The organism is Streptomyces scabiei 87.22, from assembly GCF_000091305.1.
Classification (GTDB): domain Bacteria; phylum Actinomycetota; class Actinomycetes; order Streptomycetales; family Streptomycetaceae; genus Streptomyces; species Streptomyces scabiei.
Window position 1 is genome coordinate 7,488,220 of sequence record NC_013929.1, and the last position, 15,265, is coordinate 7,503,484.

At 71.7% G+C, this 15,265-nt stretch carries 16 protein-coding genes and 1 riboswitch; of the genes, 10 read left to right on the forward strand and 6 right to left on the reverse strand.

The genetic code is table 11. The features are described 5' to 3' along the window. Positions 1-28: 28 nt before the first annotated feature. From SCAB_RS48720 to SCAB_RS32325, 3 genes are all read left to right on the forward strand, one after another. Complete coding sequence (locus SCAB_RS48720; RefSeq protein WP_231885157.1) at positions 29-1,549, forward strand: hypothetical protein; 1,521 nt, start codon at positions 29-31, stop codon at positions 1,547-1,549. 114 nt (positions 1,550-1,663) lie between these two features. Next, positions 1,664-3,013 (forward strand): class II 3-deoxy-7-phosphoheptulonate synthase, encoded by a 1,350-nt coding sequence (locus SCAB_RS32320; protein WP_037728333.1) that lies wholly within the window; start codon positions 1,664-1,666, stop codon positions 3,011-3,013. A 173-nt stretch (positions 3,014-3,186) separates the two neighbouring features. Then, on the forward strand, positions 3,187-3,429 hold the full coding sequence (locus SCAB_RS32325; RefSeq protein ID WP_162471722.1) for a (2Fe-2S)-binding protein: 243 nt from the start codon (positions 3,187-3,189) through the stop codon (positions 3,427-3,429). A gap of 19 nt (positions 3,430-3,448) precedes the next feature. Here the strand turns inward: SCAB_RS32325 and bfr are convergent, their stop codons facing one another. Then, positions 3,449-3,928, reverse strand: coding sequence for a bacterioferritin (gene bfr, locus SCAB_RS32330; protein ID WP_013004320.1), 480 nt, complete (start codon positions 3,926-3,928; stop codon positions 3,449-3,451). A 175-nt stretch (positions 3,929-4,103) separates the two neighbouring features. On the opposite strand from bfr, the gene SCAB_RS32335 reads away from it, so the two are divergent. Continuing rightward, positions 4,104-4,751: a sulfite oxidase-like oxidoreductase gene (locus SCAB_RS32335; RefSeq protein ID WP_013004321.1), complete on the forward strand. Its 648-nt coding sequence runs from the start codon at positions 4,104-4,106 to the stop codon at positions 4,749-4,751. Positions 4,752-4,771: 20 nt separating this feature from the next. On the opposite strand, the gene SCAB_RS32340 is transcribed toward SCAB_RS32335, so the two are convergent. From SCAB_RS32340 to thiO, 5 genes are all read right to left on the reverse strand, one after another. Then, the gene (locus SCAB_RS32340; RefSeq protein WP_013004322.1) at positions 4,772-5,710 is read right to left on the reverse strand and encodes a deoxyribonuclease IV; all 939 of its coding nucleotides are present in this window, start codon (positions 5,708-5,710) and stop codon (positions 4,772-4,774) included. A gap of 164 nt (positions 5,711-5,874) precedes the next feature. Then, on the reverse strand, positions 5,875-7,794 hold the full coding sequence (gene pknB, locus SCAB_RS32345; RefSeq protein ID WP_013004323.1) for a Stk1 family PASTA domain-containing Ser/Thr kinase: 1,920 nt from the start codon (positions 7,792-7,794) through the stop codon (positions 5,875-5,877). Between the two features lie 163 nt (positions 7,795-7,957). After that, the gene (locus tag SCAB_RS32350) at positions 7,958-8,752 is read right to left on the reverse strand and encodes a thiazole synthase (protein ID WP_013004324.1); all 795 of its coding nucleotides are present in this window, start codon (positions 8,750-8,752) and stop codon (positions 7,958-7,960) included. 4 nt (positions 8,753-8,756) lie between these two features. Continuing rightward, positions 8,757-8,957 carry a sulfur carrier protein ThiS gene (thiS, locus tag SCAB_RS32355; RefSeq protein WP_037728334.1) on the reverse strand — a complete coding sequence of 67 codons (201 nt, stop codon included), beginning with the start codon at positions 8,955-8,957 and terminating at the stop codon, positions 8,757-8,759. A 14-nt stretch (positions 8,958-8,971) separates the two neighbouring features. After that, complete coding sequence (gene thiO, locus SCAB_RS32360; RefSeq protein ID WP_013004326.1) at positions 8,972-10,147, reverse strand: glycine oxidase ThiO; 1,176 nt, start codon at positions 10,145-10,147, stop codon at positions 8,972-8,974. Beyond that, a riboswitch (TPP riboswitch) is annotated at positions 10,145-10,256 on the reverse strand. Its footprint overlaps the gene before it by 3 nt. A gap of 52 nt (positions 10,257-10,308) precedes the next feature. On the opposite strand from thiO, the gene SCAB_RS32365 reads away from it, so the two are divergent. The 6 genes from SCAB_RS32365 (at position 10,309) to SCAB_RS32390 (ending at position 15,237) form a co-directional block, all read left to right on the forward strand. Then, complete coding sequence (locus SCAB_RS32365) at positions 10,309-10,716, forward strand: hypothetical protein (RefSeq protein WP_013004327.1); 408 nt, start codon at positions 10,309-10,311, stop codon at positions 10,714-10,716. A gap of 16 nt (positions 10,717-10,732) precedes the next feature. Next, entirely contained in the window at positions 10,733-11,950 is a 1,218-nt protein-coding gene (locus SCAB_RS32370) for an NAD(P)/FAD-dependent oxidoreductase (RefSeq protein WP_086022978.1), read from the forward strand. A gap of 58 nt (positions 11,951-12,008) precedes the next feature. After that, on the forward strand, positions 12,009-12,374 hold the full coding sequence (locus tag SCAB_RS32375; RefSeq protein WP_013004329.1) for an Rv2175c family DNA-binding protein: 366 nt from the start codon (positions 12,009-12,011) through the stop codon (positions 12,372-12,374). 171 nt (positions 12,375-12,545) lie between these two features. Continuing rightward, positions 12,546-13,190 (forward strand): thiamine phosphate synthase, encoded by a 645-nt coding sequence (gene thiE, locus SCAB_RS32380; protein WP_013004330.1) that lies wholly within the window; start codon positions 12,546-12,548, stop codon positions 13,188-13,190. Between the two features lie 110 nt (positions 13,191-13,300). Beyond that, positions 13,301-14,224, forward strand: a complete 924-nt coding sequence (gene metF / locus SCAB_RS32385) for a methylenetetrahydrofolate reductase [NAD(P)H] (protein WP_078580223.1) — start codon at positions 13,301-13,303, stop codon at positions 14,222-14,224. A 56-nt stretch (positions 14,225-14,280) separates the two neighbouring features. Continuing rightward, complete coding sequence (locus SCAB_RS32390; RefSeq protein WP_013004332.1) at positions 14,281-15,237, forward strand: SCO2102 family sporulation regulator; 957 nt, start codon at positions 14,281-14,283, stop codon at positions 15,235-15,237. Positions 15,238-15,265: the final 28 nt, after the last annotated feature.

The window sequence follows — 15,265 nt, forward strand, 5'->3', positions numbered from 1 at the left end:
AAGGGCGAGTGTGTCACCGATAGGGAGAATGAGGCCCCTGGCCTTCGTCGCGGCGGCGGCCGTCCTGTTCACCGGGCTCACGGGGCAGCCTGCGGCGGCCGTGGACGAGCCGGTGATGACGAAGCTGACGCTGAGCGGCGACCGGTTCAAGATGACCGACACCAGCACCGTGTCGGCGGCCACCACCCTCGACGGCAAGCTGGCGGACGCCGACCTCGCCGACGTCGTCACCACCGAGTACACCAAGAACTCCGCCGGGGCGAGCGACCCCTGGATGAACCTGCGCACCATGCGCGCGTGCGCCGGCGACGAGACGAAGGCACTGCCGCCGGTGAGCCGGAAGGTCTCCTGGTGCTGGTCCTCCGCGCACGGCGACGACACCACCCCGCGCTGGTGGCCGCAGGGCATGAGCAGCACCGGCGCCGCCGACGGGGCCGACGGCGCCATCCAGGGCAAGCGCGTCACCGCGGTCGCCTGGCACTACGAGACGTTCAGGACGAACGCGGCCGGCGACTACGAGGCCAACGACAAGTGCAGGACGAACAACCTGCTCAAGCTCACCCTCATCGACCGTGACACCAAGAAGTACCGCCACATCCTCCTCGCGGAGCCCACGGAGGGCGGCGCGGACTTCAAGTTCGTCACCGGCCACGGCGGCGGCATCGTCTGGTACGGCAACTACCTCTACGTCACGGACACCTCGGGCGGCATCCGCGTCTTCGACATCGACAAGCTCGGCAAGGTCGACACCTACGGCTCCGGCATCAACTCCTACGGCATCGACGGCTCCGGAAAGTCCAGCGCCTGCGGCTACCCGTACGTGCTGCCGCAGGTCCACTACTACAAGCAGACCTCCCCGCCGCCCTCCGGCGCGTGCGACGCGGACGCCGTCAACGGCACGCCCGACGCCGACTCCCTGTGCTACTCCTGGCTCTCCCTCGACAAGTCCGGCGGCAGCCCGTACAAGCTGGTCACCGGTGAGTGGTTCGGCACCGCCGCGGGCGGCCGGGTGGTCCGCTACCAGCTCAACCCGACGAGCGCCTCGACCTACCCGGGGCTGCTCAACATGTCCGGCGGCAAGACCGTGATCCAGGACGCCTACGCCGCGTCCCGCTACGTCGGCCTGCAGGGCGGCATGACCTGGACCGACAGCACCGGACTGCTGAACTTCGCCTTCCACAAGGGCTGCGCCCTGCAGCCCGCCGTCTTCTCGCACACCTGGGTGGGCGACACCCGGGCCACCACCGCCTGCAACCGCACGGTCGGGACGACGGTGTACGCGAACGGGAACTGGGCGGTCGGCACACCCCAGGCCCTGAGCTACTGGCCGAGGCTCGGCGCGGACCAGGTGGAGGAGCTGTGGGGGCTCACCGAGCACATCTGCGCCGGTACGACACTGCGCGGCAGCTTCCCCCACGAGTTCCAGGCCGTGCAGGAGCCGGACGAGAAGAAGAACGCCTGTGACGGCTACGACGCCGCCGCGAACCTCTCGCTGCGCACGGTCTTCGCCGTCGGTTTCGACGACAGCGCGGTCATGAACCTGCACTGACCCCGGCGCCCCGCCGTCACCGGTCCGACGAACCCCGCTCCCGATCGAGCGGGGTTCGTCTCACTTGATGAGCATGGGGATGGACGCCCGACACGACCCCGTAATGTGGAGGTCGTGACCGTGAACGCTAAGTCCAGCGCGAGCGCTGGCAACACCTGGCGAGACCTGCCCGCGGCGCAGCAGCCCGAGTACCCCGACACCGAGGCTCTGCGCGCAGTCGTTGCGGAGCTCGCGTCGTATCCGCCGCTCGTCTTCGCGGGCGAGTGCGACCAGCTGCGCGCCCGGATGGCGTCCGTCGCCAAGGGAGAGGCGTTCCTCCTCCAGGGCGGCGACTGCGCCGAGGCCTTCGACGCCGTGTCGGCCGACCACATCCGCAACAAGCTGAAGACCCTGCTCCAGATGGGCGCGGTCCTCACGTACGCGGCCTCCGTGCCGGTCGTGAAGGTCGGCCGGATCGCCGGGCAGTACTCCAAGCCGCGCTCCAAGGGCACCGAGACCCGTGACGGCGTGACCCTGCCGACCTACCGCGGCGACTCGGTCAACGGCTTCGACTTCAACGAGGCCGCCCGCATCCCGGACCCCGAGCGCCTGAAGCGGATGTACCACGCCTCCTCGTCCACGCTCAACCTGGTGCGCGCCTTCACCACCGGCGGCTACGCCGACCTGCGCCAGGTGCACGCCTGGAACCAGGACTTCGTGAAGTCGTCCCCGTCCGGCCAGCGCTACGAGCAGCTCGCCCGCGAGATCGACAACGCGCTGAACTTCATGCACGCCTGCGGGACCGACCCGGAGGAGTTCCGCACCGTCGAGTTCTTCTCCTCGCACGAGGCGCTGCTGCTCGACTACGAGTCGGCGCTGACCCGCGTGGACTCGCGCACGGGCCGCCTGTACGACGTGTCGGCGCACATGGTGTGGATCGGTGAGCGCACCCGGCAGCTGGACCACGCGCACATCGAGTTCGCCTCGCAGATCCGCAACCCGATCGGGATCAAGCTCGGCCCGACGACCACGGCCGAGGACGCGCTGCGGTACATCGAGCGCCTGGACCCGGACCGCGAGCCGGGCCGGCTCACCTTCATCGTGCGGATGGGCGCGGACAAGGTCCGCGACAAGCTGCCCGAGCTGGTCGAGAAGGTCACCGCCTCCGGCGCGACCGTGGCCTGGGTCACCGACCCGATGCACGGCAACACCTTCGAGGCGGCCTCCGGCCACAAGACCCGCCGCTTCGACGACGTGCTCGACGAGGTCAAGGGCTTCTTCGAGGTCCACAAGGGCCTCGGCACCCACCCGGGCGGCATCCACGTGGAGCTGACCGGCGACGACGTCACGGAGTGCGTGGGCGGCGGCGACGAGATCTTCGTCGACGATCTGCACCAGCGCTACGAGACCGCCTGCGACCCCCGGCTCAACCGCAGCCAGTCCCTGGACCTGGCGTTCCTCGTCGCGGAGCTGTACCGGGACTAGTAGCTGATCAGCAGGGGTTGCGCCTGTTACCGGAGCGCGAGGTGGGGCGCGGATCACATACGATCCGCGCCCCACTCCACTTTTGCCGTTCCCACCCGCCGGGTAAGGTTAGGTTAGCCTCACCGATCATCGGGACGGCGCCTCGTACTCGATCCCGGCGGGAGGTGGACCGCGTGTTCGTCTGCAGTTGCTTCGGTGTCACCGAGCAGCAGGTCAAGAAACATGCGGCGGACGGCGCCTGCACACCTCGCCAGATCGCGTCGGCCTGCAAGGCGGGCACGGACTGTGGCTCGTGCGTGCGCCGGATCCAGGCGATCCTCGGCAGGGGCGCGTACCCGCGCCCGGAGCCGGCCGGCCGCGGAGTGGCGGTCTACGCCGATCTCGGGGAAACGGCCGATCTCGGGGAAGCGGCCTAGTCCAGGGGCGCGGCCCGGCTCAGCTCTCCGGCTGCTCGATCAGCTGGGCGATGTAGAGCGCCTCGCCCAGCTTCTCCAGAAGTTCCAGCTGGGTGTCGAGGTAGTCGATGTGGTGCTCCTCGTCCGCGAGGATCGACTCGAAGATGTTCGCCGAGGTGATGTCACCCTTGTTGCGCATCACCTCGATGCCGCGCTTGAGGCGGTCGATGGCCTCGACCTCGACCTGCCGGTCGGCCTCGAACATCTCCTTGACCGTCTGCCCCACCCGGACGTGGAACAGCCGCTGGTAGTTCGGCAGCCCGTCCAGGAACAGGATCCGGTCGGTGAGGATCTCCGCGTGCTTCATCTCGTCGAACGACTCGTGGCGGGTGTACTTCGCGAGCTTCGTCCAGCCGAAGTTCTCCTGCATCTTCGCGTGCAGGAAGTACTGGTTGATCGCGGTGAGCTCCGCGGTCAGCTGCTCGTTGAGGAATTCGATGACCTCGGGGTCGCCCTGCATCGCAGAAGCTCCTTCCAAGCGGGGGAACTGGGAGGTTGCGCCGCGATGATTGCACCGCCGTCGAAGATCGTCCAGTAAGTGCGGGCTTAGTAAGTAAGTGCATCCTTAGTTCTAAATGTCCGAGTCGGGTGGACCCTGGTCATGTGCACCGGCCGGGGTCTGTCAGGATGGAGTCATGGGTCAGCCGGTGGAACGCGCATCAGGAGATCGCGCAGCTGAGAACGCGGCGTCCTCGCAGCTTCCGCCGGGACAGCGGCTCCAGCGCGGCTGGCCGGTCACCCACTACGGGCCCGTCCCCAAGTTCCGTCCCGAGCGCTGGGACTTCCGGGTCTTCGGCGCCACCGCCGACGGCGAGAAGCACGCCTGGAACCACGACGAGTTCACCGCCCTGCCGTACGCCTCGGTCGTCGCCGATCTGCACTGCGTGACGAAGTTCAGCATGCTCGGCGCCGAGTGGGGCGGCATCCCGGCCCGTACGATCCTGCGGACCGCGCCGCCCGCCCCCGAGGTCACCCATGTGATGGTGTGGGCCGAGTACGGTTTCAGCTCCAACCTCCGCCTCGCCGACTTCGCCGACGACCGCACGATCTTCGCCACCCACAAGGACGGCGAACTCCTCACCGCCGAGCACGGCTTCCCGCTCCGCCTGGTCGTCCCCCATCTGTACGCCTGGAAGGGCCCCAAGTGGGTCCGCGGCATCGAGTACATGACCGCCGACCGCCGCGGCTTCTGGGAGGAGCGCGGGTACCACAACATCGGCGATCCCTGGCAGGAGCAGCGCTACTCGTACCAGGAGGAGCCGGGGGACGGCCCCGAGCTCTGACCGGGTCCTTTCCCGGCCCCTCAGCCGTCCCTGAGCTTCTTCAGACGCTCGACGTCCGCCGCGTGGCCCTCCTTGCCGCCGGGTGTCTCGATGATCAGGGGGACGCCCTCGGTGGCGGGGTGGGTCATCAGGGCGCGGAACGGGTCCTCACCGATGTGACCGGAGCCGATGTTCTCGTGGCGGTCCTTGTGGGCGCCGACCACGTCCTTGGAGTCGTTGGCGTGGATCAGCTTCAGCCGGCCCTCGCCGACCGTGTCCACGAGCAGGTCCAGCGTCCGGTGCATGCCGTCGGGGCCGGTCAGGTCGTGCCCCGCCGCGAAGATGTGGCAGGTGTCCAGGCAGACGCCCAGCTTCGGATGGGCGTCCAGCGCCTCGAAGTACGGGCCGAAGTCCCAGGTGCGCGAGCACAGCGAGGACCCCTGGCCGGCCGTGGACTCCAGCAGCAGGAACGGGTCGTCGTCGTGGGTCAGCTCGTCCAACAGCGGCAGCAGGTACTCCCGCACCTGCTTCAGCGCCACCGACCGGTCCCGCCCGCCGGTCGCGCTCCCCGTGTGCACGACCACCCCGAGCGCGCCGATCTCCCGGCCCCGGCGCAGCGAGTGCCGCATCGACTCCACGGACCTCTCCGCCGTCGCCTCGGTGTGCGAGCCGAAGTTGATCAGGTACGGCGCGTGCACGTACGCGGGGATCGACTCCTCGGCGCAGGCCGCCCGGAACTCCTCGTCCTGCCGGGGGTTGCCCGCCGGAGTGGCCCAGCCCCGCGGATTGGCGACGAAGACCTGGACCGTCTCGGCCCGCAGATCACGCGCGTACGCCAGCCCGACGGAGTTCAGCCCTCCGGCGACGGGGACATGCCCGCCGACGGGGTTCCGGGCCGCCCGGGAGGGACCGGAAGGGCCGGGGAGGCCGGGGGAGGCGGCGGCGGAGCCGGGGAGGCTGGGGGACTGCTGCGTGCTCACGGCACCCAGGGTCCCATGCACCCGCCGACCCCCGACCACCACCTACGCGCAGCCGCCGCCGAACCCGCCGAGCCCGGACCTGCGGGGCGGGCTCGCACAGGCGGCGACCCCGGCCGTGTCGACGGCCCGTCCCGCGCGGCGGTTTCGTAGGTCCGGGCCGCCCGTCAGCCGATCTCGATCGTGATCTTCGAGCCCTTGGGTGCCGTGTCGCCGCCGTCGACCGACTGGCCCTTCACCTCGTCGGCGAAGAAGCCGAGGATGCCCCGGTCCTCCTCGACCTCGAAACCGGCGGCCTTCAGGCGGTTCGTGGCCTCGTCGACGCTGTCGCCCACCACGTCGGGGACCTCGACCAGCACCGGGCCCTTGGAGAGCGTCAGGGTGACGGTGTCGCCCGTGCCGATCTGCTTGCCCACGCCCGGCGACTGCTCCGCCACCAGACCCTTGTCGAACTCGGAGTTGACCCGCCCCGGGGCGATCTTCACTTTGAGGCCCTCCGCCTCCAGCTGGGAGGTGGCGTCCTCGACCGAGGACCCGGAGAGGTCGGGCACGTCCACCGGGGCTCCCCGGCTGACCACGATCCTGACGACCGTCCCGGAGGCGACCTCGGTGCCGATGCCCGGACGCGTGCTGATCACCTGGCCCCGGACGACCTCGTCGCTGAACTCCCTGGTCACCAGGCCCGGTTCGAGCCCGTCGCTCTTCAGCCGGTCCTTCGCGAGGTCCAGTCGCAGGCCCTTCAGATCGGGCACCTTCACGGTCTCCGGGCCCCTGGAGACCGTCAGCGTCACGGAGTCGTTGTCCCGGATCCGTTCCCCGGGGGCGGGGTCGGTGCTGATCACCTTGCCGCGCTTGACGGTGTCGCTGTACGCCTGCTTCACGTCGACGTCCAGCCCCGCGCCCTCCAGCCGCTCGGTGGCGTCCGCCTCGCTCTGCCGCAGCACGGCCGGGACCTGCGTGAACTGACCCGAGTTGATGTACCAGACCGCCCCGCCCACACCGAGGACGAGCAGCACCGCCACGACGGCCGCCAGCACCCCGCGCCGGGGCGCCGAGACACCGCGCGGGCGCCGGGACGGCGGCGGTGGGGGCGACTGGAAGCGGCTCGTACGGTCGACCGGGTCGGGGTCCAGCCCCACGGACCGCGACACGGTCAGCGAGCGCGGAATCACGCTCGTCCGGTCCTCCGCGGTGTCGTGCCCGCCGGCCGTCGCCTGCGGCGGCACCGCGTCCAGTTGCTCCTCGCTCAGCCCGGCCCGCGCCTCCAGCGTCTGCGCGAGCAGCGCGACGGCGTCGTAGGGCCGCAGCTCCGGATTGCGCGCGGTCGCGGAGGCGACCAGCGCGTCCAGCGCGTACGGCAGCCCCGGCACGGCGGCCGACGGCGGCGGCACGTCGTCGTGCAGCGCGTGGTAGAGCACCTGGGCGGGGGACTCCCCGGCGTGCGGCTTGCCGCCGGTGAGCATCTCGTAGAGCGTCACCCCGCACGCGTACACGTCCACGCGGGCGTCGGTCGTACCGTGCTCCAGCTGCTCGGGTGCGAGGTAGGAGACGGTGCCGAGGACGCTGCCGGTGGTGCTGGTGACGGTGTCCACGGCCCGTACGAGCCCGAAGTCGGCGACCTTGACCCGGCCGTCGTCCCCTATCAGCACGTTCTCCGGCTTCATGTCCCGGTGCACGAACCCGGCGCGGTGCGCGGCGCCGAGCGCGGCGAGCACCGGTTCCAGGATGTCCAGCGCCGCCCGGGGCTGCAGCGCCCCCCGGTCGCGCAGCACGTCACGAAGGGTGCAGCCGGCCACGTACTCCATCGCGAGATAGACGTACGAGCCGTCCGTGCCCTGGTCGTAGACCCCCACCACGTTCGGGTGGGACAGCCGGGCCACCGACTTGGCCTCGCGTATGAAGCGCTCGACGAACGTCCGGTCCGCGGCCAGCGTCGGATGCATCACCTTGAGCGCGAGCACGCGGTCGAGGCGGGTGTCCACGGTCCGGTAGACCGTGGCCATCCCGCCGACCGCGATCCGCGCCTCGACTCGATACCGGCCGTCGAGCACCTGGCCGACAAGCGGGTCCTGAAGGGTCGTGTCCACGCAGGCGAGTGTACGAGCAGCCGCCCGCGGGCCCACGGGCCGCACGGCACCGGGGCCGTACTGCAGCAGAGCTGTGACCCGCGCCGAAGGCCCGTGACTGGCGTCCGCGCGACGGTATTCGTTCGGCTGTTCGGGTGACGGCGGGGCCGGAGCGGGATCCCGCTCAGAACGAGGGGCGCTCCGGATCGAGCCGGGCCAGCCCCTCGCCCGGCGACGAAGCCTCGGCGAAGTGCCGGCGGGGGATGCGGCCCGCCCGGTACGCCAGCCGGCCCGCCTCCACCGCGTGCCGCATGCCCTCCGCCATGAGGACCGGCTCCTGGGCCCGGGTCACGGCCGAGGCGAGCATCACCCCGGCGCACCCCAGCTCCATCGCGAGAGCGACGTCCGACGCCGTCCCCGCGCCCGCGTCGAGGATCACCGGCACGCCCGCGTGCTCCACGATCAGCTGGAAGTTGTGCGGGTTGCGGATGCCGAGCCCCGACCCGATCGGCGAACCGAGCGGCATGATCGCGGCACAGCCCACGTCCTCCAGCTTCCGCGCGAGCACCGGATCGTCGTTCGTGTACGGCAGCACGGTGAAACCGTCGTCTACGAGCGTCTCGGCGGCGTCCAGCAGCTCGATGGGGTCCGGCAGCAGCGTGCGCTCGTCGGCGATCACCTCCAGCTTGACCAGGGACGTGCCGAGCGCCTCCCGTGCGAGGCGGGCCGTCAGCACGGCCTCGCCCGCCGTGAAACAGCCGGCCGTGTTGGGCAGCACCCGGATGCCCAGCCGGTCCAGCACGGACAGCACCGAGCCGTGCACGGACGCGTTCACGCGGCGCATCGCCACGGTCGTCAGCTCCGTGCCGGAGGCGACCAGCGCGCGCTCCAGCACGTCCAGCCCGGCCGCCCCGCCGGTGCCCATGATCAGACGGGACGAGTAGGTCGTGCCGCCGAGGACGAAGGGGTCGTCTGCCATGCGGTCAGCCTCCTTGGACGGCGGTGAGGACCTCGACGCGGTCCCCCTCGGCGAGGGCGGTGGTCGTCCATCGCGCGCGCGGGACGACGGTTTCGTTGAGCGCGGCGGCGACACCGGAGGGCGACGGGGCGAGCGTGCGCACCAGGGCGTCCAGCGCCGTGCCGGGAGCGATCAGCCGGCGCTCCCCGTTCACGAGCACGGTCAGGGTCCCGGTGGTGTTCATACGGGCTGCTCCATGAGTCGGCGGGCCGCGCCGGAGCGGAACCGCAGCGGTGTGAAGTCGCGGGCCTCCTCCGGCAGTTCGCCGGTGGTCAGCACATGGGCCAGGACGTCGCCGGTGACCGGGGTGAGGAGCACCCCGTTGCGGTGGTGCCCCGTGGCGAGGATCAGGCCGTCGAGCCCGGTGGGTCCGAGGAGCGGCGCGTTGTCCGGGGACGCGGGGCGCAGGCCCGCGCGGGTCTCGGTGAGCGGGAGTTCGGTGATCCCGGGGACCAGCTCATGGGCGTCCCGCAGCAGTTCGTACACCCCGCCCGCGGTGACCGTGGTGTCCCAGCCCTGTTCCTCGCTGGTCGCGCCGACGACGAGTTCGCCGTTCTCGCGCGGCACCAGATAGACGTGGCTGCCGCGCACCACGGCCCGCACGGTACGGCTCAGGAAGGGCGCGTACGACCCCGGCACGGTCAGCCGCAGCACCTGTCCCTTCACCGGCCGGACCGGCGGCACCACGTCGTCCGGGACCCCGGCGAGCCGCCCGCTGAGACTGCCGGCGGCAAGGACGACCCGTCCCGCGGACAGCCGGTCGTCCTCGCGGGTACGGACCCCGGTGGCCCGTTCCCGGTCCACCGTCAGCTCCTCGGCCCGTGTGCGGTGGAAGACCACCCCGGCCCGCCCGCAGGCCGCGACGAGGGCCCTGGAGAGCCGCCTCGGGTCGATCTGGTGGTCCCCGTCGGCCCGCAGTCCGCCCCGCACCCCCGGCGCGAGCATCGGCTCCAGCCGGCGGCAGTCGCGGCCGCTCAGCCACTCCGGGTCCAGGCCCGACCGGCGCTGCAGGGCGTGCAGTTCGCGCAGATGGGCGCGGTCGTCGGCGTCCAGCGCGACGGCGAGCGTGCCGCAGCGGCGGTAGCCGAGGCCGAGACCGGTCGCCTCCGTCAGCTCGGCCACGAACGCCGGATAGCGGCGCGCGGACTCCACGTTGAGCCCCAGCAGCGTCTGCTCGCCGTAGTGCAGTTCGGTGACGGCGGCGAGCATCCCGGCCGCCACCTGCGCGGCCCCGCCGCCCGGCTCTGGATCGACCACGGCCGTCGCGAACCCGCGCAGCGCGGCCCGCCACGCCGTCACGAGCCCGATGATTCCGCCCCCCACGACGAGGACGTCTGACGTGTGCGTACGCGACATGGGCGTCCAGCCCCTCCCTTCGCCGGCATGACCCGGATCAGGTTCGTACGGTCGGAGGCCGCCAGCCTCCCTCTCAGCCCGGTGCGTCCGGGCTCCCGCGAGTGCTCTACGGTGGCCCACCCTAGCCCTCGCCGTTCGCCTCAGAAAGGGAGCCTCGTCCCATGGCCCGCTCGCTCGACGGTCTCGTCCTCGCCCCCGTCGCCGACCAGGCCCCCGGCCAGGTGGGCACCCGCACCCGGTTCGTCTACCACGAGCGGGACGGCGAGATCTGGGCCGAGTACGCGGGCGGCGACGTCGTGCGCGGCCGGCTCGTGGGCACGCGCGCGGGGGACCGGCTGGACTTCCGGTACGTGCAGCTCAAGACCGACGGGACCACCGCGTCCGGGCACTGCGCCTCATCGGTGGTCGAACTGCCCGACGGGCGCGTCCGGCTGGAGGAGACCTGGGAGTGGGAGTCGCGGCCGGGCAGCGGGACGAGCGTGGTGGAGGAGATCGTGGGGGGAGGAGGTCGTGGGGGCGTGACCGTCGCCCCACCGGCTGACCGAGCGGATGCCGGTTGTCTATGGTGACCGGGTGAGCGAGCAGATGCGGCACAGGGGCGGGGCGCCGGCGCGGCGCGTGGTCGTGGTGGGTGCGGGCATGGCGGGTGTGCAGACCGCGGTCGCGCTGCGCGAACAGGGCTTCACCGGTGACGTGACACTGATCGGGGCCGAGCCCCATCAGCCGTACGACCGCCCGCCGTTGTCGAAGGCCGTCCTGCTCGGCAAGGCCGAGGGCTCCGCCTTCGACGTCGACTTCGAGGCACTCGGCATCGAACTCCTGCTGGGCCGCGAGGTGTCCGGCCTGCGCCCCGCCGACCACGCGCTCGACACGCCCGCCGGACCCGTCCCCTACGACGTCCTCGTCCTCGCGACCGGCGCGGAACCGGTCATGCTGCCCGGCGCCGAGGGCGTGCCCGGGGTGCATCTGCTGCGGACCCTGGACGACGCCGAACGGCTGCGGCCCGTGCTGGCCCGGCAGCACGACATCGTGGTCGTCGGCGCGGGCTGGATCGGCGCCGAGTTCGCCACGGCCGCGCGCGAGGCGGGCTGCGCCGTGACGGTCGTCGAGGCGGCCGACCGCCCGCTCGCGGGCGCGCTCCCGGCGGAGGTGGCCGCGCCGATGACCGCCTGGTACGCCGACAGCGGGACCACTCTGCGCACCCACGCGCGCGTGGCGCGCGTCGAGCCCGGGACGGTGGTCCTGGACGACGGCACCCGCGTGCCGGCCGGCGCGGTCGTCGTCGGGATCGGTGCCCGCCCGGCCACGGCCTGGCTGCAGGGCTCCGGCATCGAGCTGGGCGCGCAAGGCGAGGTGGTGGCCGACGACCATCTGCGCGCCTCCGCGCCGGACGTCTACGCGGTCGGCGACTGCGCATCCTTCCCCTCGGGCAGGTACGGCCGGCGCCTCCTCGTCCACCACTGGGACAACGCCCTCCAGGGCCCCCGCACGGTCGCCGCGAACATCGTCGGCGAGACCCCCGGGCCCTACGACCCGGTTCCCTACTTCTGGTCCGAGCAGTTCGGCCGCTTCGTGCAGTACGCCGGTGACCACGCCTCGGCCGACACCACGGTCCGGCGCGGCGACCCCGCCGGTGCCGCCTGGTCGGTGTGCTGGCTCCGGGAGGGCCGCCTGGTCGCCCTGCTGGCCGTGGGCCGCCCCCGGGACCTGGCCCAGGGCCGCCGCCTGATCGAGGCGGGCACGCCGGTGGACCCCGAGCTGCTCCGGGACCCGGCCCGGCCCCTGAAGACGGCGGTGCTCTAGGGCCGCCCCCGGGCGCCCCGGCTACCCACTGTCAGTCGCAGATGGCAGTCTTGGGGATGTGACCGAGATTGACGCAAAGATCGATGCTCTCGTCCCCGCGTGGCTGACCCTCCCCGACATCGCAGAGATGCTGGACGTCGAGGTGACCCGGGTGCGGCAGCTGGTGAAGGAAGGCCAGCTCATCGCCGTACGCCGGGGCGAGAACCGCGCACTGCACGTCCCCGCCGCCTTCATCGACGAGGACAAGGTGGTCAAGGGCCTGACCGGCACCCTGACCCTGCTGCGGGACGACGGCTTCACCGACGAGGAGATGCTGGAGTGGCTCTTCACTCCGGACCCGAGCCTGCCCGGCACGCCGGCCCAGGCCCTGAGCGAGAATCGCGGCACGGAGGTGAAGCGCCGCGCCCAGGCGCTCGCCGTCTGACCCGGCCCACCGGGAACGCTCGCACCACCTGAGACGCGCGGCAGCCGAACGCGCGACACCTGGACAGACACCGAAGCAGTCGCCCGGACGGCGTACGGGAGCCATGGCCCGCGAGGGGCGCGGCCCCCGTCCGCCGTGCCGGCGGCGCACCGCTCGACGGGGGACCCTCGCATGCCCGACGCAGCCGCCCGGCTCGCCGACGCCCGGCTCTACCTCTGCACGGACGCCCGCAAGCGCCAGGGCGACCTCCCGGAGTTCCTGGACGCGGTCCTCGGCGGCGGTGTGGACATCGTGCAGCTGCGCGACAAGGGCATGGAGGCCGCCGAGGAGCTGGAGCACCTCCAGGTCCTCGCGGACGCCTGCCGCCGGCACGGCAGGCTGCTCGCCGTCAACGACCGCGCGGACGTCGCCCACGCCATCGGCGCGGACGTGCTGCACCTCGGCCAGGGAGACCTCCCGGTCCCCGCCGCCCGCGCCGTCCTCGGTGACCGTGTCCTGGTCGGCCGCTCCACGCACGCCGAGGAGGAGGCCGCCGCCGCGGCCGTCCAGGAGGGCGTGGACTACTTCTGCACGGGCCCCTGCTGGCCCACCCCCACCAAGCCCGGCCGCCACGCCCCAGGCCTGGACCTCGTGCGGTACACCGCCCGCCTGGGCACCGACCGCCCCTGGTTCGCCATCGGCGGCATCGACCTCGGCAATCTCGACGAGGTCGTCGAGGCGGGCGCCCGCCGGGTCGTCGTCGTCCGGGCCCTCACCGAGGCCGACGACCCCGGGGCCGCCGCGGCGGAGTTCGGCAAGCGCCTGCGCGCGCTCTGACCGGCCCCGCCCTGCCCACGTCTGTCCAAGGCGTGGACAGCGGGTCGGCAAACCGGACAAAATCCCTCGCTCTGGTTGGGGGACGGCCCCGATCTGACTAACCTGCCGGTATGGCCCTAGGAACCGCTTCGACCAGGACTGATCACGCACGCACCGTGCGGGAGATGCTCGCCACGGGCAGGACCACGTACTCCTTCGAGTTCTGGGCGCCCAAGACGGAGAAGGGCGAGCGGAACCTGTGGAACGCCCTCCGCAGGATCGAGGCGGTCGCACCCAGCTTCGTCTCCGTGACGTACGGCGCCGGCGGTTCCACCCGCGCCGGCACGGTGAAGGCCACCGAGCAGATCGCCGCCGACACCACGCTCACCCCGGTCGCGCACCTCACGGCCGTCAGCCACTCCGTCGCCGAACTGCGCAACATCATCGGCCAGTACGCCGACGCCGGGATCCGCAACATGCTCGCGGTCCGCGGCGACCCGCCCGGCGACCCCATGGCCGACTGGGTCGCGCACCCGCAGGGCCTGACGTACGCCGCCGAACTCGTCCGGCTCATCAAGGAGTCGGGGGACTTCTGCGTGGGTGTCGCGGCCTTCCCCGAGATGCACCCGCGCTCCCCGGACTGGGACAGCGACGTGGCGCGCTTCGTCGACAAGTGCCGCGCCGGCGCCGACTACGCGATCACGCAGATGTTCTTCCAGCCGGAGTCGTACCTGCGTCTGAGGGACGCGGTGGCGAAGGCCGGCTGCGAGACGCCCGTCATTCCCGAGGTCATGCCCGTCACCAGCGTGAAGATGCTGGAACGGTTGCCGCAACTCAGTAACGCCGCCATCCCGAACGCCCTGAAAGAGCGGATCGTCACAGCCAAAGACGATCCGGCCGCTGTACGCTCCATTGGCATCGAGTTCGCCACGGAGTTCTGCGCGAGGCTGCTGGACGAGGGAGTCCCCGGGCTCCACTTCATCACCCTGAACAACTCCACCGCGACTCTGGAAATCTACGAGAACCTGGGCCCGCACCATCCACCACGGGCCTAGACCGGTCGCACTCGCGTACGAGACACTGCGGTGCGGCCACAGGGAGAGGGGCGTACATGGGCTGGACGGTCCTCTACATCGCGTTCGGTGTCGTCGCGTTGTGGCTGCTGGGCGAGGTGCTGCTGCAGTACAAGGCGCGGCTGCGCTGGCGACTGCTTGCCTTCGCCGGTTTCCTCTGCGTGGTCCTCGGTGTGCTCATCCCGAACGTGATCGTCATCGCGCTGGGCGCCATCACGTTCGCGGTCGGTCAGACGTACGTGACCCTGTCGTTCCGCCGCGGCTTCGAGGCCGGCTGGGCGGTCCGCCCGCGCTCCGACGAGGGCGAGGGCGGCGCCAAGCCGCCCCGGGCGGGTCTCCCGAAGGCGGGCAAGAAGCGGCGGCGCGGCGAGCCGGACCGCCAGGACCCGGCCCTGGAGCCCATGGACCTGGACGCGACGGCTGCCGGAACGTACCGCCGGGGCGACGACCCCCTCGACGACGACCACGAGGACGACGTGTTCGTCCGCCCGCAGTCCACCCCCGCCGCGGCCACCGTGTACTCGCCGGAGCCCATGCCGGACGACACCAGCACGTACGGCGTCTACCGCGACGGCAACACCTACGCGGACGCGGGCGACCAGTCCCACGCGACGGCCGACCGGTCCGCGCAGGACGAGGCCTTCGCCTACTACGGCTACGACCAGCAGGGGTACGGCTACGACCCCAACCAGCAGCAGTACGCCGCCTACTCCGACCCGTACATCGGCACGCAGACGTACGACGCCACGGCCTCGTACGACCAGTCCTACGGCCAGCAGGGGTACGGGCAGCAGGGCTACGGCCAGGACCAGTACGGCAACGGCGGCTACGGCGGCGAGACCCCGCCCGGCGGTGTGTGGGTCCCGCAGCAGCGCAACACCGACGACCCGTTCGGCTCCGACCTCCCGGCGGACCAGCAGTACCCGTACCAGGGCAACGGGAACGGCAACGGCAATGGCCAGAACGGCTACGACGAGCAGCAGTACCGTTTCTGAAGGCGTTCCCGCAGACGTTCTCGCAGGA